The following is a 14,359-nucleotide window of genomic DNA, read 5'->3' as shown; positions in this document are numbered from 1 at the left end:
CGCGCCAGCGGGGGTCAGCCGCTCATCGAGCTTGGAGTGACGGCAGGCGTGGTGTTCTCCCCGCGCCAGCGGGGGTCAGCCGCTGTCGTCGGTGATCTCGGGCATCCTGCGCGGGTTCTCCCCGCGCCAGCGGGGGTCAGCCGTGGGCGAACGTCACGGTGTTGGAGCCGGTGGGGTTCTCCCCGCGCCAGCGGGGTGTCCTGTCTCGGTGAGCGTGGCGGAGTCTCGGCGATCGTGGCGAGTTCGGCCTCGTTCGTCTCGGTGAAGTTGGCGAGGATGGCAGATGAGTCCGGTCTCATCGGGCCTGGTGGTGTCTCACTCATCCCAGGCGGTAGTCGGCCGATTCGCGGCGCGCGCGGCTGGCCGTGCCCGGTTTTCACCTTTCAAGGTGGATTGAGTCTCATCTGATCCGGCTGGTCTCACTGGACCCGTGATGGTCGTCCCATTGACAGGACGCACGCACTCTCGGATCGACGAACTCTTGCAGTTCCACGGCACGGGCACCCGTCAGTCCCGCGACTCGCCCAGACCTTCAAGGTCTCGCGCGGAACGGTCTATCGCCACATCAGCCTCCCCACCGGGAAAGACGACCGGCAGGCACTTTGAACCGAGCCCGCTACCAGCAGCCGCAGATCCCTCCAGAGGTCACGACTCCACGACGCGCGGGCTGGCGAACGCCGAGTTGTCGATGACGACGTCCATCATCGGGATCGGGTCGACTTCCTGAAGATAGATGCGCTCTGCCACCAGATACCGGTTGCGGTGAATCGACTCCGCATCGCTCCCGGCCCAGTCCTGATCACGGTCGGCGCCTCGCTGAACGGACAGTTCCGCATCTACCTGCAGCCAGACACGGAAGTCCCAGTACTTGTTGATCTCCGGCCGGAAGGCGAAGACGCCATCCACGATCAGCACCGCATCCGAAGCAAGGGGCGTCCGGTGTGAGGAATGATCCTTCTGCGTCAGCGGGTCGATGCTGCACAGCACGCACGACGTTGCCTCCGGCGACCGGCAGGGCCCAAGCAGCAGCCGCTTGACCGCGTCATAGTCGTACGCGTTGCGGTAGTACCCCTCACCTGACTCCCGGTCATACAGGTGCCGGTCCTTCCACGGCTTCTTGAAGTCATCAAGGGTTGCCCGGAGCACGGGCCGTCCCGCAGTACTGATCCGCTCAGCCAATTCGTGTCCGAAACTCGTCTTGCCCGCAGCGGTGAAACCGTCGATCCCTACCATCAGACGGCCCTGGCCGAGGGCCAGGATCCGCTTCGCGATCCGTTCGACCAGCGCAGTGCGTTCGTGAGAGGTCGTCGGAGGACACGGCTGCTGCCAAGTCGAAACCGAATGATGCACGCCCGCCCGCTGCAGTCCCATGAGGAGAACCTATCTCGCGCGCCACTCGTCTCGGTGAAGTTGACGAAGTTGGGGGACAGGGGCCTATGCGTCTGATCATCGTGGTGGCGTGACGGTCGCTCGGAGTGTTGCCGGTGGAGCGCCGGCTGTAGTGCGGGGGTTCGAGGTCGCGTATGTCGACCGGGACGGCGGCGAACACCGCGCGGCGTTGGCTGACGCTGCCGGGGTGCGGTTCGAGGACGGACGGCCGGTACGGTCGTTTCCCTCCTGGCGAGGGCAGCGCAACTATCCCGGGCTGTGGTGGTCTTCGACGTCTGCCCGGCACGTCGGCTACGAATCATGGCCCGAGCGCGACCACGCGATGCTGCTGGACTTCGACCAGCAGGTCACCGGCTTCGCGTCGCAGCCGCTCAACCCGCCGGCCGCCGAACGCTTGGCAGTGATCAGCGGCCTGCCCCTGGGGCGGCTGTCAGCGGCGCTCCCGGCCCTGGGCTGGGCCCGCCAGCACGCGCCGGACCTCATGGAGAAGAAGATCCCGGCCGTCCGGTTCCAAGCCGCCATGGGCTACACCCGCCGGGCATGCCCTCACTGTGCGAGCCGGCGCAACATCGCCCCGCCCCGCGTCCATCTGCCCATCACCCGGGTCATCTGCACCCGCCACCAGCGCTGGCAGAGCGTCACCATCAGCGGATCGTGGACGAATGTGACCGAACGGCCGCCGTTCCCGCCACCGGTCGATCTGAGCCCCCTCGCAGGCATGGTCGCAGCTCAGAGACGACTGGCCCAGGTCCTCCGCCGCTACGGCCCCGACGTTCTGGTCATGAGCGTTCGCGACGCCCGCTCGATCGCCGAGAGGTGGGCCGCAGACCGATGGGCGGAACCAGCGATGGTGCAACGCTGGCAGAAACGCGCACGCAAACTGAACTGGCCCACCGAAGCGGAGACGATCACGCAGAACAGCGAGGCCGGCGCGATCATCTCGCACCCTGAAGTCGCGACCCTGGCCGCCTTCCTGGCGCCCTTGACCGTCGCCCCGACCGAGTTCTTCTACGCGGAGAACAAGGAGGAGATCCGCGCGCTGATCGACCGGACGAGAGCAGTACTCGGGCTGACACCCCTCGCACCCGCTGCTTGCCAGTGGCCATGCAGTGCCCCCCGCACGTCCGCTGATGCGATCTGGAACCACGTCGACCAGGTCCGGCTGACGCGCGGGCGTCACCGATGGCGCCAACTAAGAAGCGCCATGATCCCTGAGCTTGGCATCCCCGATCCGTCTCACCAAACCTGGCAATCCGCAGCTCGACACAGTCGCGTCCGCCATGATCAGTGAGACCGGACACGGGGGTCAGCCGGTGTTGAGCTTCTGGTTCATGGGGCCCGGGTTGTTCTCCCCGCGCCAGCGGGGATCAGCCGTCCTTGGTGTGCAGGAGCGGGTACGTACCCCAGTTCTCCCCGTGCCAGCGGGGGTCAGCCCCGAGCGGGTGGCCGGTTCCAGGGCTGCGGCGGTCTCCCCGCGCCAGCGGGGTCAGACGGAGGCCGGTGTTGTTTTCGACAGGTAGAACGGGAGCCACCTGGGCACGAGTTCGAGAGCCAATTGTGAACTCGTGAACGGCTTCTGTATCGGAGGATCGAGGCCAGCCGCTCACACTGTTGGCACCTTGTTCGAGCGACGCCGTCTCAGGCCGGCTCGGGGGCGGGGCCCGATCAGACGGATCGTCCTGAAGGCGCACGTCGCCCGGTTCTGCAGCGGCATGGGGAAACCGGCCCGGCCATCCGGCTGCCGCCGAATCAGCCAAGTGTTCCGGGGGGCCGGGCGGTGACTGGCGTGTACCCGGGTCGTTGAAGCAGGTTGAACAGCCGAGCTGTGCGGTGCCCCGGTCGTGGTGGCCCGGAGCGCCGTGGTGTGGCTCGGCTTCCGTCTTCCCCGGGCCTGGACGCTTCGGCGTCCTGAGGCCTGGTCCAGGTGCGAGCGAGAGGACAACGGCATGGCCGGACGATCTGGTCTGTATATCGGTGGGAATCTGGGCAAGGGCCGCAGCAGCAGCCGGGCTGGGCAGGCAGCCGTGCTGGTGGTCGCGGCGGTGCTGAGCGGTTCGGCGATGCCCGCGCAGGCGCGGGCGCAGGCGCCTGCCCGTGATGCCGCTGCGGCGGCACCGGTGACGAAGGTGTACGCGACACCGGGCACCTACGAGTTCACCATCCCGAAGGGCGTCACCCAGCTGAGGGCCACGGCGGTCGGCGCCGGCGGCAGCGGAGGCGGTGGAGGCTCCGGCGGCAACGGGAACCAGTTCCAGTTCGGTGGCGGCGGCGGTGGAGGCGCCGGCGGCAACGGCGGCGGGGCCGTCGAGTGCGTCTTCCCGGTCAAGCCCGGACAGGTGATGCACCTCGCCGTGGGGAAGGGCTACCCCGGCGGCCGCGGCAGCCACAGCTGGGACCCCGACAACCGCTACAACGGCGAAGCCGGACAGGGCGGCGACTACGGCGACGATTCGTGGGTGTGGGACAAGACGACGAACAACTCCATCAGGGCCAGGGGCGGCCTGGGCGCGTGGGGCGGAGGGGGAGGCGAGTCGGCGAAGGGGAGCTCGCAAACCACCCGCGATCTGAGCGGTAAGGGCGGCAAGGGCGGCCCGTCCAACGACAGGGTCGGTGGCGGGACCTGGGACACCCGCGGCCCCAAATGCGCCAACGATGCGCAGGCCAGGGGCGGCAAGCACGGGGATCCCGGTCGGAACGGGGAGGACGGCAGCCACGAGCGGGGAGACGGCCGCGGAGGTGACGGCGGACGCGGCGGGGACGCCGGTGTGGAGACGCCCTGGGGCGCGATTGTCCCGCTGCCGAGCATGGCGCCCTGCCCCGAGAACGCGCGCGGGAAGGGCGGCGACGGCGGACGCGGCGGGGACGCAGGGGACTGGAACCGGAACTATGACAACTTCTACCCCAAGCCGGGTGAGGACGGTAAGGCCGGCCAGAGTGGCTGCCTCGTACTGACCTACTGAGAGCATGGGCCCCCTCCGGGCCGGCTGACCAGCCGGCCCAGGCGGCAGGCCCGGTACATCGCGCCCGACCTGCCGACGCAGACAGACATGGTGTGACCCGGGCGGGTCTCCCGCCGGATCGGCACCCTGCCAGGGCCCACGAGACCGGTCCGACCCCACAGCCAGAAGACCATGCTTGCGCGACAGGTTCGCGTGGCCCGCCCTGGAGCACTCTGCGGCACCACAGCTCGGCTAAGTGGCGTAGCCGAGGCTCGCCCGCACCATCTACCCCAGTACTGAAAGATCTCGAACACGTCTTCCCCGCGCCAGCGGGGGTCAGCCGCTCGCGGAGGTTCTTCACGAGGTGGAGAACGCGTCCTCCCCGGTCAGCGGGGGTCGGCCGTGCAGCTCCAGGTCGTACCCGTTGAAGGTCGGGTGCTCCCTGCGGCAGCGGGGGTTCCACCTGGTGGATCCGATGATCCTGGCGGATCGAGGGTTTGGGTGGGGTGGGCGTGTAGGGGATCGCCGCCGGCCTCGGGCGACGTGGTCAGTGGTAGAGGGCGGCCAGGTTGTGGCCGCGGTCGCTCAGTTGGTAGTAGACGCGGTGCTGTTCCCGGGTCTTCAGGAGGAAGCCGGCCCGGTGGAGGGCGGTGAGGTGGTGGGAGACGGCGCTGGGGGTGAGCCAGTGGCGGTGGGCCAGTTCGGTGGTGGTGCGTGGGGTGGCCAGGTCGCGCAGGATGCGGCCTCGGGTGCCTGCCAGCTGATCGGCGGCGGGTTTGCCTGCGTCGCGGTGGTCGGCGGCGGTGGGGTGGGCGGGGTAGGAGATCACCGGGTGCTGCGGGCCGGCTTCGGGGAGCGGGTCCAGGGCCACCGACAGTGAGCCGTTGAAGACCGAGGGCGCGAGGAGCAGCACGTCGGCTTGCGGCACGTCGGCGTCGAACGGCATGTCGATGCTCAGGTGGTCGCCGTGCCAGCCGATCCGTGGGTCGAGGCCGGGGAAGACGGCCGCGAGGCCCTGACGTGACATGGTGCGGGCGCGGCGTGCGATGTCGCATTCGATCCGGGCCTGCAGGGCGGACCACTGCCGGGCGATCGCGCCGTCCCACAGCCGCGCCATTTCGCCGGCGGCCCGCTCGGCGAACGATGCCTCGCCGCGGTCCAGCGCTTTGAGCAATTCCCGTGGTGTGGTTGCGAGTTGGGTGCGCCGCGTGGCGGGTTGGTGCAGCATGAAGTCGAGTTCCCGGGTCAGCCGGGCCGGGTTCGTGGTGGCGACGGCGTGCAGTTCTCCGTCCAGCGATCCCTGCGCGACCGCCGGACGGGGCAGCGTGAAGTCCGGGATGTAGTTCCAGTGCCCGGCGAACAGCCCGCTCAGCACCGTCAGCCGCCGCTGCCGCAGGGTGTCCCGGAGCCGCGCGCTCAACTCCCGGGCCTGCGGCTGTACGGGGCAGTACGCGAACATCAGCCCGTCGATCAGCGTGTGCAGCGGCGAGATCACGAACCGTGTGTTCGCCCAGCCCTGCGCCCCCATGCCGATTCTGATCACGGCTGCCCTCCCCCGGTACGCCACCGCCTTGGCGCGCACACACTAGGCCGCTGCCGCAAGCACATTCGAGGAAATCGACAAGACTTTACCGGCCTCCAGCACCGCCGCTTCCATGGTTCCACCGACAGAAACCACGGAGATCGATGGAAATCCATGGATAAACCACGGAGGGGAACAAGCATGGGCATGGACATCGGCATCGGCAGGAAGGCCAGGATCGGTCTGGCCGTCACGTTCGGCGCGGCCGCGATGCTTGCGCTGGGCGCCAGCCCGGCGTTCGCGCAGGAGGGCAACTTCACGGTGGGCAGCGGCTCCTGTGTGGCCATCGAGGAGATCCAGCTGCAGTCGACCAGCACCGGGTTGCACGACTTCATGGAGAACAACCCGATCCAGGCCTCGGCCACGGACCCGTACTGGTGCCGTTTCAGCCTGATCGACAACGGCACCGAGGTCTGGCACTCGACCGGCGCCGGGTCCGGCTGGTGGGCCGACGGCCCCGGGCACAACATGCAGGCGTGCGTCGAGCGCTGGTACAACGGCACCCGCCTGAGTCACACCTGCGGTCCGATCAACTGAGTCAGCCCCGCGTGCCCGGCCATCGTCCCCCACACCCGATGGCCGGGCACCGGCGCTCTGAGCCCGGCTGTACCCCCGGGTCCGTCCGGCGGACAGCCGGTCGACGGTCCCGCGCTCCTCCGCGGTCAGTACGGCGTTGCGTTCCAGGAAGTCGCGCACCACGGGGTCGGGCCGGCCGGCGGGGTTCCGGCCTGCGCCAGCCGCCTCCGTGCCGGTGTCACTTGTCTTCCAGCGCCGCCACGAGTTGGGGCAGGTTGCCGCCGGCGACGGCGAGGGCCAGGTGGTCGTGGTAGTCGCGGCTGTGCACGATCAGGCCGTCGCGGACCCGGAGGATCTGGACGTTCGCGGACTCGAAGCTGCGCCCGGTGGTCCGGTGGAGCACGTGGTAGTCGAACTCGGCGACGACGACCTCGGGGTCGTCGGTCTCCCGGACGACCACGTTCGACGCCCGCAGTTCCAGCGGCGTCTGCACACCGACCTCGTGGAAGCGTTCGGCGAGTACGGCCCGCCCTTCGAAGCGGCGTGGCCCGACCGGCTGGAAGACGGTCTCGACCACGGCGTCCTCGGCGTAGAGCTGGGCCAGTTCGGTGAACCGGCCGGTGGTGATGCCTTCCAGCAGCTTGAGGAAGACCTCGCGCGGAGACAGCGTTTCGGACATGATCAACCCCCGGGATCGCGTCGCTAGAATCGGACCAGCGACTCCGCTTAGAACGATACGGACTGGCCACTCCGGTTGTCCAGGGTGGAATCGGGGACCGGTGCGGCGCAGGAGGGAGAGAAGTCTGATGAGCGACACGTCGCAACGCCCGCTGCGCGCGGACGCGGCCCGCAACCGGGCCAAGGTGCTCGACGCGGCCACCCGGGTGTTCACCACCCGCGGGGTCGGTGTGCCCACCGAGGAGATCGCCCGCGCCGCCGGGGTCGGCGTGGGCACCCTCTTCCGGCACTTCCCCACCAAGGAGGCGCTGCTGGAAGCCGTCGTGGTCCGCAGGCTGGAAACGATCACCGCCCGCACCGCGCAGCTGGCCGCCGAGGCCGAACCCGCCGACGCCTTCTTCGCCGGCTTCCGGCTGGTGGTCGAACAGTCCGCGGGCAAGCAGGAGTTCACCCGCGCCCTCGCCGATGCCGGGGTGGACGTGCACGCCTCCCTGCGGGAGTCGAGCACGGTGATGCGCGCGCAGCTGGCCGAGCTGCTGGCCGGGGCGCAGCGGGTCGGGGCCGTACGCTCCGAGGTGGGGCTGCCGGAGCTGATCGCGCTGCTCGTCGGCGTCGGTACGGCGGTCGAACAGCTCGCGGGCGACCCGGCGGGGCGGGAACGGGTCTTCGAGGTGGTGTTCGCCGGGCTGCGGCCGCAGTGATCACGGCTGTACGGACCCCTGGTCGCCCGCCTGACCGACTGCCTGCCTGACCGACTGGCCGCCCGACCGACTGGCCGACCGACGATGATGATGGTGAGAGAGACGGAGCCTTTCATGGCCGAAGCGCCCGTGATCCGCAGTGACGTCCCCGGGTCCTTCGCCTGGGGCGTCTTCCACGAGCGCCACCCCGCGCTCGTGCGGCAGGTCCTCGACGCCCTTCCGTACGGGCCCGCCGAGCGGGCGGCGGTCGAGCGGCTGCTCGTGGAGAGCACCACCGGCGTCCTGGAACCGCTGCGCCCCCGCCTCGCAGACTCCACGGACGCCGCGGACGCCGTCGTGGACGGGCCGGACGCCGCGGACGCCGCCCGGTGGGCGCGGTGGGGTGAGGGCCTGTGGGGCCGGCCGTGGGGCGAGGCGCCGTTCCTGTGGGCGGAGAGCTACTTCTACCGCCGGCTGCTGGACGCCACCGGGTACTTCCGGCCCGGCGCGTGGCAGGGCGTCGACCCGTTCGCGCCCTTCAAGGCCGCCGAGTTGGCCGGGTCGGCCGTCGACGACGAGCTGGCCGCGCTGGACGGGATCGACGGGCTGCCGCAAGCCCGGCGGGCGGAGGTGCTGCTGTCCTCCGCGCTGTGGGGCAACCGGGCGGACCTCAGCTTCCGGATCACCGCGGAGCCCGGTGGGCCGGCCGTCTCCGACCTGGTCGCCGACGACAGCGCGCTGCTGTGGGCCACGCTGGAGCGGGCCGGGGGCGAGGGGCGGGTCTGCGTCGTCGCGGACAACGCGGGGCGGGAGCTGCTGCCCGACCTCGTGCTGATCGACCACCTCCTGACCCACGGCCTGGCGGCGCAGGTCGTCCTGTACGTCAAGCCGCAGCCGTACTACGTGTCGGACGCGACGATGACCGACGTCCTCGCCGCCCTCGACCGCCTTCGCAACGCGCAGGCCGCGCGGCCCGCGTCGCCCGCGTCGCCCGCGTCGCCCGCGTCGCCCACGCCTCCCCCGCAGGCTGCCGCGGCGGTCGGCCAACGGCTGTGGCAGGCAATGGGCAGCGGCGCGCTCGCCGTCCGTACGCACCCGTTCTTCTGCGCGCCGCTGCCGTTCCACGACCTGCCCGCCGACCTCCGGGCCGAGTTCGCGGACGCGGCGCTGACGGTCTTCAAGGGGGACCTCAACTACCGCCGCCTCGTCGGCGACCGGCTCCGGCCGCCCACCACGCCGTTCGCCGACACGACGGGGTACTTCCCGTCGGCCGTCGCCGCCCTGCGGACGCTGAAGTCGGAGGTGATCGTCGGCGTCGACGCCGCCACCGTCGCCCGGCTCGACGCCACCGGCACCCCGTGGCGCACCAACGGGCGCCACGCGGTCGTCCAGGTCGACACGCGGCGGTAGCCGGGCACACGGGGAGATCGATCCGCGAAATGGCCTGGTGCGAACGAGTGTTCCACCCCTAGGGTGGCGCTTCGTCAATCCGGTCCGGACCTGGAGCCCTTCGCCGATGTCTTCCCCCGCCGCCTACAGCTCGCCGCGAGTCGCCTCGATCGCCGCCACGGCCCTGCTCGCCGCAAGCGGTGCCGCGACGCTGTTCTCACTCGTCGCCGACTTCCGCATGTACGAGGTCGCCGGCGACCTCCTCACCAACGCCGAACTGGCCGGTTCCGCCGCGATCGGCGACGTGGACCAGCTCCGCTCCAACGCGAGCCTGATCAACACGCTGGTCATGGTGGCCACGGCGGCTGCGTTCATCACCTGGTTCTACCTGGTGCGGGTGAACGCCGAAGTGCTCCACCCGCACGGGCACCGGTACAAGCGGGGTTGGGCGATCGGCGGATGGTTCACGCCCGTGGTCGCGCTCTGGTTCCCCCGCCAGATCGCCGGCGACATCTGGCAGGCGGGCGCTCGCCCGGATGAGCTCGGGGTGCGCCCGCCGCTCCCCCAGACGCTGCTCAACCTCTGGTGGGGCACCTTCCTCGCGGCCGCCGTGCTCGGCCGGATCGGTGCCCAGTACAACGCGAAGGCGGAGTACGCGGACACCTACCAGCAGTCCGTCCTGTGGCTGGTCGCCTCCGACCTGCTCAAACTGGCCGCGGCGGTCTTCGCCGTCCTGGTGGTCCGCAAGGTGACGGCCATGCAGGAGCAGCGCTTCGCCGAGTCCGCGGCCCGGGCGTACGGGGTGGCCTCCTCGACCGCCCGCAGCTGAACCAGCCGACGGGTCACGCCGGCGGAGTGCGGCACGCAGGGTCAGGAGAGCATGTTGATCCGGTACTGCATGATCCGGTAGTTCGTCGGGTCGTACCACTGGCTGACGACGATGTGGAAGTTGCCGAACGTCGAACCCGGGATGACGAAGCCGCCGTACGGGGCGGCGACGAGGTTGCCGATCTCCTGGCCCGGGTCGCAGGGCAGGATCATGGCCTGTTCCAGAGTGGTGGTCAGGTCCGAGGTCGGGAGCGGGAAGACCATCGCCCTGATCGACAGCGGGTTCATGTTCAGCCAGGTGAGGACGTACTTGCCGTCCATGGCGCGGAAGCACATCTCGCCCCACCTGCGGGTGCCGAAGACCGTCGTCGGGGCGGGCGCGTTCCACCGCCAGCCGCCGTCGTAGCCCCAGGGCTCGTAGGCGTCCGGGTTGCCGAGGCTCTCCTTCCGCACCCGGTGCAGCAGCATCCCCGACTCCACGTCGCGGTTGAAGACCGTGGACAGGACGTAGCAGTAGCCGTCGTCGGCGACGGCGTACGTCTTCTGCTGGAACTGGCCGCCGTACAGGTCGCCGGGCCACTGGCACAGGTACTCCCAGGTCTCACCGTTGTCGGTGGAGCGCCAGAAGTCGGTGTGGTGGGTGTCGAAGATGACGCCGCGCATGAGGTGCATGTACATCACGCCGTCGACCACGAACACGTCGGAGGGGATCGCCGTCGTGGCCTTGTCGTCGCCGACCGGGGTGTGCGGCTCGTCGACGAGGCTCCTGGCGTGGCCCCCACCCACGACGCCGTCGATCCGCAGGTTGTCCAGGTCCGCGCTGCCGGAGCGCAGGCCCACCGGGGCGTACCAGTTGCCGTCGCCGACCCGGTCGCCGTCGAAGGTGTCGCCGCAGACGAAGAGCATGGTGCCGTCCGGACACCGTACGGGGATGCCGAGGTCGGTCCACGGCGCGCCGAGCGACCCGGTCTCGCCGGGACCGCTGAGGTTCTTCAGCTTGGTCGCGATCGTCGGACCGGCCGGGTCGTTCGGGCCGCCGGCGAACGCCGCCCGGGCGCCGGAACCGAGGACTCCCGCCCCGGCCCCGAGCCCCGCCGCGACGCCGACGCCGATCCTGAGCAGCCTGCGGCGGGACGGCCCGCCGGTGGTCGCGTCGTTCCCGCCCGATGAATGCGTCATGTCGTCGATGACCTTGACCTTCCGAGTCGACGGATGGGAGCGCCGTAGCCTCGGTGGCGACGGGCCGCCACCGAGGCTACGGCGCTCCGCCGCCGCTCGGTCCATCGGTGAACGAACCTTCACTCAAATGAGCTATGCGCCAGGGAAGTTCACAATCGGAATACGGGTCGCTCCGACCGACCGAGGGTGGTGTGCCGCTCGACCTGTCCCCGCACCCGCGGGGGCAGCCGTGATCGATGTCGGCCCGCATCGTCGGACGCCTGCGGCGTCGCCGGTCACCGCCGGGGCGACCGACCGCCCCCACCCCAACTGTCGTGCGCCGTACCGCCCGTGGGATCGATTCCGCATGAACTCCGCAGGCGTGCCCGAACCCGACTATCCCGGCCGAAATGCGACCGGCTACCATCCCCCCTCAACGATCTTGTCGATGGAACACGGCCACGGGCGGCGACGCCCGGGGCCGGACGGAACACGGAACAACGGGGGAAAGAGATGGCCGATCCGGACATGGCCTTGGCGTTCAAGGTCAACCCGGCCGAGTTGGATGGCTGCGGGCAGAGCGCCCAGCACATCGGAGGGCTCATACCGGGCGAGACCGGGAAGATCACCGAGCCGTGCAACCAGGCTGCCGGCGGGCTGAAGGGCTGGCTCACGGCGACCGCCATCCAGAACTGCGGGACGAACTGGAAGACGCTGCTGGACAAGCTCGGCGGGGACATGGGGGACGTCGGCACCAAGCTGGCCTCCTCGGCCGCCTACTACCGTCAGGTCGAGCAGGACATCCACGGGAGCATGAAGAACCCGTCCGCGCCGACCCCGAGCGAGCCCGACCCGTTCAACACGACCTTCGTCCCGGGCCCCGTGAAGCCCGCCGGCACCAGCGCGAAGGCGGCCCAGTAAGCGATGGACATCAAGACCCTCTACGACGCCGACTTCATCTACCTCACCAGTGCGAAGACCGCCTTCGACACCCTCTCCACCGCCTTCGGCCAGCACGTCGAGTCGTGGCAGCTGGAGGTCGTCAAGCGGCTGAACAACTCGCAGTGGACGGGCACCGCCTCCGATCACGCCAAGGCGCGGATCCAGCTGCTGGAGAACGAGCTCCAGGCCGCCAAGCAGGAGCTCGGGCTAGTCAGCACCGCCCTGCGGGACGCCTCCGAGGGCTTCGCGGCGGCGCAGGCGCACCTGGTCAACGCCCTGGACGACGCGAAGGCGAAGAAGCTGAACGTCGCCCCCGACGGGCGGATCACCTGGGACAACGACCCCGCCTCGGCGAACTTCGCGGGCAAGGACGCCGAGGCACAGGCCCAGGAGATCAGTCGGCGCATCACCGCCGCGCTCACCGAGGCCGACCACGCCGACCAGACCATCAACGCCCGGCTCGCCCACCTCGCCACCAACGCGAGCAACGGCACCGGGCTCGACGCCGCCACGGTCAAGGCCGACACGGACGCGGCGAAGAAGCTGGAGGAGGTGCCGGCCGCCGGCACCGACCCGAACAACGTCAAGGCCTGGTGGAACAGCCTGACCGACGAGCAGCAGCACCGGATGATCCTCAACCACCCCGACCAGGTCGGCAACCTCGACGGCGTCCCCGCCGCCGCCCGCGACCAGGCCAACCGGATCAACCTGCAGCGCGGCAAGCAGGACCTCCAGCGTCAGCTCGACGGCCTCGGCCCGGAGCCGTCGCACTTCATCGGGTTCGGCAAGGACCGCATCGAGAACCCCGAGTACACCAAGTGGAAGTCCACCCGCGACGACCTCCAGGACAAGATGCACGGTGTGACGGCCATCGAGGACCGGCTGAACAAGCCGGTCGACGCCTCGCACCCGCCCACCTTCCTGCTCGGCTTCGACACCAACGGCAAGGGCCATGCGATCATCGCGGTCAACAACCCCGACACCGCCGACAACGTCTCCACGTACGTGCCCGGGACCGGCGCGCGGCTCGGCAGCATCGGCAGCGACATCAACCGCTCCGACCTGATGGTCCAGTCGGCCGACGAGGCCAACCGCAAGGCCGGCGACAAGAGCACCAACTCGTCGATCACCTGGGTCGGTTACGACGCGCCGCAGAACATCGTCCCCGAGGCCGCGGACGACACGTACGCGAAGAACGCGGAGGACAAGCTGCGCAACTTCGAGCTCGGGCTGCACGCCACGCACGACGGGAAGATCGCCAACAACACCGTCCTCGCCCACAGCTACGGCACCACGACCGTGGGATACGCCATGCGGGACAAGGGCCTCCCGGTCGACAACGCCGTCCTCATCGCCAGCCCCGGCTGCGGCGTCGAGAACGCCAAGGAGCTGCGCATCGACCCGTCCCACGTGTACGCGGCGCAGAGCCCCGCCGACGCGATCGGCTGGGCCGCCGCCGTCGACCCGGGCGGGATGTGGGACAACATCGTCGACAACGTCTCCACCTCGTGGGGCATGGGCGACGGCGACCACCACCTGATCCACGGCCGGCAGACCACCGTCCCCCAGTTCGGCGCGCACGTCCTGCCCACCGACCCGGAGGCCGGACACTCCGACTACTGGAACGACGGGTCGCCCACCCTGACCTCCATGGGGCAGATCATCGCCGGAAAGCAGGTCTCGTGAGTGCCAAGGCCGGAGGGTCCGTTCGCCTGAGGAAGCGGGTCACCGCCGGGGCCGTACTGGCGGTCGCCGTGCTGGCCCTGAACGCCTGCGGCGCGAGCACGGTGAACGAGCGGTCCAAGCCCACGATCACGCTGGAACAGGCCAGGAAGCAGGTCGACGACTACCTCGCCGCCGTACTGGCCGCACTGCCCGTCAAGCCGAAGAACAGCCTGGGCGACTTCAGCGACCTGGAGTGCGAGGCCAACGACGTCGGCCCGCACGGCAGGACGCAGACCGGTCGGGGGTACGACTTCGGTGACGTGCCGGCCGCGGCCAAGGCGGAGGCGGTGACGGCCTACCGCACGTTCCTGACCGGGCAGGGCTTCCAGCCGGTCCAGGACCCGCCCAACTTCCACAACGACTGGATCAAGCTGAGGAACCCGAAGGACCAGTTCCTCGCCACCCTGGACGGGGTCGCCGAGACCAGTCACGACCTCACGCTGCGGGTGGGCTCGCCCTGCGTCTGGCCGAAGGGGACGCCGCCGGCGTGACGGGGTGACTGACACCCTTCACCGGGGCGGGGGTGAGGCCCC

13 protein-coding genes and 1 CRISPR repeat array (1 of these 14 only partly in view) are annotated in these 14,359 nt (G+C 70.0%); of the genes, 9 read left to right on the top strand and 4 right to left on the bottom strand.

Going from position 1 to position 14,359, the window contains the following annotated elements; genetic code table 11:
• Positions 1-203: a CRISPR direct-repeat array (repeat unit 28 nt; unit sequence GTTCTCCCCGCGCCAGCGGGGGTCAGCC); it reaches 2,247 nt to the left of the window's first position.
• 442 nt (positions 204-645) lie between these two features.
• On the bottom strand, positions 646-1,371 hold the full coding sequence (locus tag BX285_RS33295) for a uridine kinase (RefSeq protein WP_097240546.1): 726 nt from the start codon (positions 1,369-1,371) through the stop codon (positions 646-648).
• A gap of 130 nt (positions 1,372-1,501) precedes the next feature.
• On the opposite strand from BX285_RS33295, the gene BX285_RS39370 reads away from it, so the two are divergent.
• Positions 1,502-2,680, top strand: a complete 1,179-nt coding sequence (locus BX285_RS39370; RefSeq protein ID WP_183107320.1) for a hypothetical protein — start codon at positions 1,502-1,504, stop codon at positions 2,678-2,680.
• Between the two features lie 655 nt (positions 2,681-3,335).
• Positions 3,336-4,349 carry a hypothetical protein gene (locus BX285_RS37690; RefSeq protein ID WP_183107319.1) on the top strand — a complete coding sequence of 338 codons (1,014 nt, stop codon included), beginning with the start codon at positions 3,336-3,338 and terminating at the stop codon, positions 4,347-4,349.
• Positions 4,350-4,875: 526 nt separating this feature from the next.
• On the opposite strand, the gene BX285_RS33275 is transcribed toward BX285_RS37690, so the two are convergent.
• Positions 4,876-5,871, bottom strand: a complete 996-nt coding sequence (locus tag BX285_RS33275) for a winged helix-turn-helix domain-containing protein (RefSeq protein WP_143685891.1) — start codon at positions 5,869-5,871, stop codon at positions 4,876-4,878.
• Between the two features lie 180 nt (positions 5,872-6,051).
• On the opposite strand from BX285_RS33275, the gene BX285_RS33270 reads away from it, so the two are divergent.
• On the top strand, positions 6,052-6,447 hold the full coding sequence (locus tag BX285_RS33270; protein WP_121179336.1) for a hypothetical protein: 396 nt from the start codon (positions 6,052-6,054) through the stop codon (positions 6,445-6,447).
• 217 nt (positions 6,448-6,664) lie between these two features.
• On the opposite strand, the gene BX285_RS33265 is transcribed toward BX285_RS33270, so the two are convergent.
• Positions 6,665-7,105 (bottom strand): nuclear transport factor 2 family protein, encoded by a 441-nt coding sequence (locus BX285_RS33265; RefSeq protein WP_121179335.1) that lies wholly within the window; start codon positions 7,103-7,105, stop codon positions 6,665-6,667.
• A 127-nt stretch (positions 7,106-7,232) separates the two neighbouring features.
• On the opposite strand from BX285_RS33265, the gene BX285_RS33260 reads away from it, so the two are divergent.
• The 3 genes from BX285_RS33260 (at position 7,233) to BX285_RS33250 (ending at position 10,002) form a co-directional block, all read left to right on the top strand.
• Positions 7,233-7,805 (top strand): TetR/AcrR family transcriptional regulator, encoded by a 573-nt coding sequence (locus tag BX285_RS33260; RefSeq protein WP_183107318.1) that lies wholly within the window; start codon positions 7,233-7,235, stop codon positions 7,803-7,805.
• Positions 7,806-7,919: 114 nt separating this feature from the next.
• Complete coding sequence (locus BX285_RS33255; RefSeq protein ID WP_220784011.1) at positions 7,920-9,194, top strand: damage-control phosphatase ARMT1 family protein; 1,275 nt, start codon at positions 7,920-7,922, stop codon at positions 9,192-9,194.
• 106 nt (positions 9,195-9,300) lie between these two features.
• Positions 9,301-10,002, top strand: a complete 702-nt coding sequence (locus tag BX285_RS33250) for a DUF4328 domain-containing protein (RefSeq protein ID WP_121179332.1) — start codon at positions 9,301-9,303, stop codon at positions 10,000-10,002.
• 41 nt (positions 10,003-10,043) lie between these two features.
• Here the strand turns inward: BX285_RS33250 and BX285_RS33245 are convergent, their stop codons facing one another.
• Positions 10,044-11,180, bottom strand: coding sequence for a DUF4185 domain-containing protein (locus BX285_RS33245; RefSeq protein ID WP_121179331.1), 1,137 nt, complete (start codon positions 11,178-11,180; stop codon positions 10,044-10,046).
• A 492-nt stretch (positions 11,181-11,672) separates the two neighbouring features.
• On the opposite strand from BX285_RS33245, the gene BX285_RS33240 reads away from it, so the two are divergent.
• From BX285_RS33240 to BX285_RS33230, 3 genes are read left to right on the top strand one after another with little or no spacing between them, the layout of a single operon-like run.
• Positions 11,673-12,080: a hypothetical protein gene (locus tag BX285_RS33240; protein ID WP_121179330.1), complete on the top strand. Its 408-nt coding sequence runs from the start codon at positions 11,673-11,675 to the stop codon at positions 12,078-12,080.
• Positions 12,081-12,083: 3 nt separating this feature from the next.
• Positions 12,084-13,787: an alpha/beta hydrolase gene (locus tag BX285_RS33235; RefSeq protein ID WP_097240557.1), complete on the top strand. Its 1,704-nt coding sequence runs from the start codon at positions 12,084-12,086 to the stop codon at positions 13,785-13,787.
• Positions 13,784-14,317, top strand: a complete 534-nt coding sequence (locus tag BX285_RS33230; RefSeq protein WP_121179329.1) for a hypothetical protein — start codon at positions 13,784-13,786, stop codon at positions 14,315-14,317. The genes BX285_RS33235 and BX285_RS33230 overlap by 4 nt, the downstream gene beginning before the upstream one ends.
• Positions 14,318-14,359 lie beyond the last annotated feature (42 nt).

The sequence above is a fragment of the Streptomyces sp. 1114.5 genome (assembly GCF_003635085.1).
Taxonomy (GTDB): Bacteria; Actinomycetota; Actinomycetes; order Streptomycetales; family Streptomycetaceae; genus Kitasatospora.
This window is presented reverse-complemented; position numbering and strand designations above follow the sequence as displayed.

What these genes read in the sequence shown, in the direction of transcription:
- BX285_RS33265 (WP_121179335.1), bottom strand. Translation starts at nt 7,105, where the DNA reads ATGTCCGAAACGCTGTCTCCGCGCGAGGTCTTCCTCAAGCTGCTGGAA.
- BX285_RS33260 (WP_183107318.1), top strand. Translation starts at nt 7,233, where the DNA reads ATGAGCGACACGTCGCAACGCCCGCTGCGCGCGGACGCGGCCCGCAAC.
- BX285_RS33245 (WP_121179331.1), bottom strand. Translation starts at nt 11,180, where the DNA reads ATGACGCATTCATCGGGCGGGAACGACGCGACCACCGGCGGGCCGTCC.
- BX285_RS33255 (WP_220784011.1), top strand. Translation starts at nt 7,920, where the DNA reads ATGGCCGAAGCGCCCGTGATCCGCAGTGACGTCCCCGGGTCCTTCGCC.
- BX285_RS33270 (WP_121179336.1), top strand. Translation starts at nt 6,052, where the DNA reads ATGGGCATGGACATCGGCATCGGCAGGAAGGCCAGGATCGGTCTGGCC.
- BX285_RS33295 (WP_097240546.1), bottom strand. Translation starts at nt 1,371, where the DNA reads ATGGGACTGCAGCGGGCGGGCGTGCATCATTCGGTTTCGACTTGGCAG.
- BX285_RS33235 (WP_097240557.1), top strand. Translation starts at nt 12,084, where the DNA reads ATGGACATCAAGACCCTCTACGACGCCGACTTCATCTACCTCACCAGT.
- BX285_RS33250 (WP_121179332.1), top strand. Translation starts at nt 9,301, where the DNA reads ATGTCTTCCCCCGCCGCCTACAGCTCGCCGCGAGTCGCCTCGATCGCC.
- BX285_RS33240 (WP_121179330.1), top strand. Translation starts at nt 11,673, where the DNA reads ATGGCCGATCCGGACATGGCCTTGGCGTTCAAGGTCAACCCGGCCGAG.
- BX285_RS37690 (WP_183107319.1), top strand. Translation starts at nt 3,336, where the DNA reads ATGGCCGGACGATCTGGTCTGTATATCGGTGGGAATCTGGGCAAGGGC.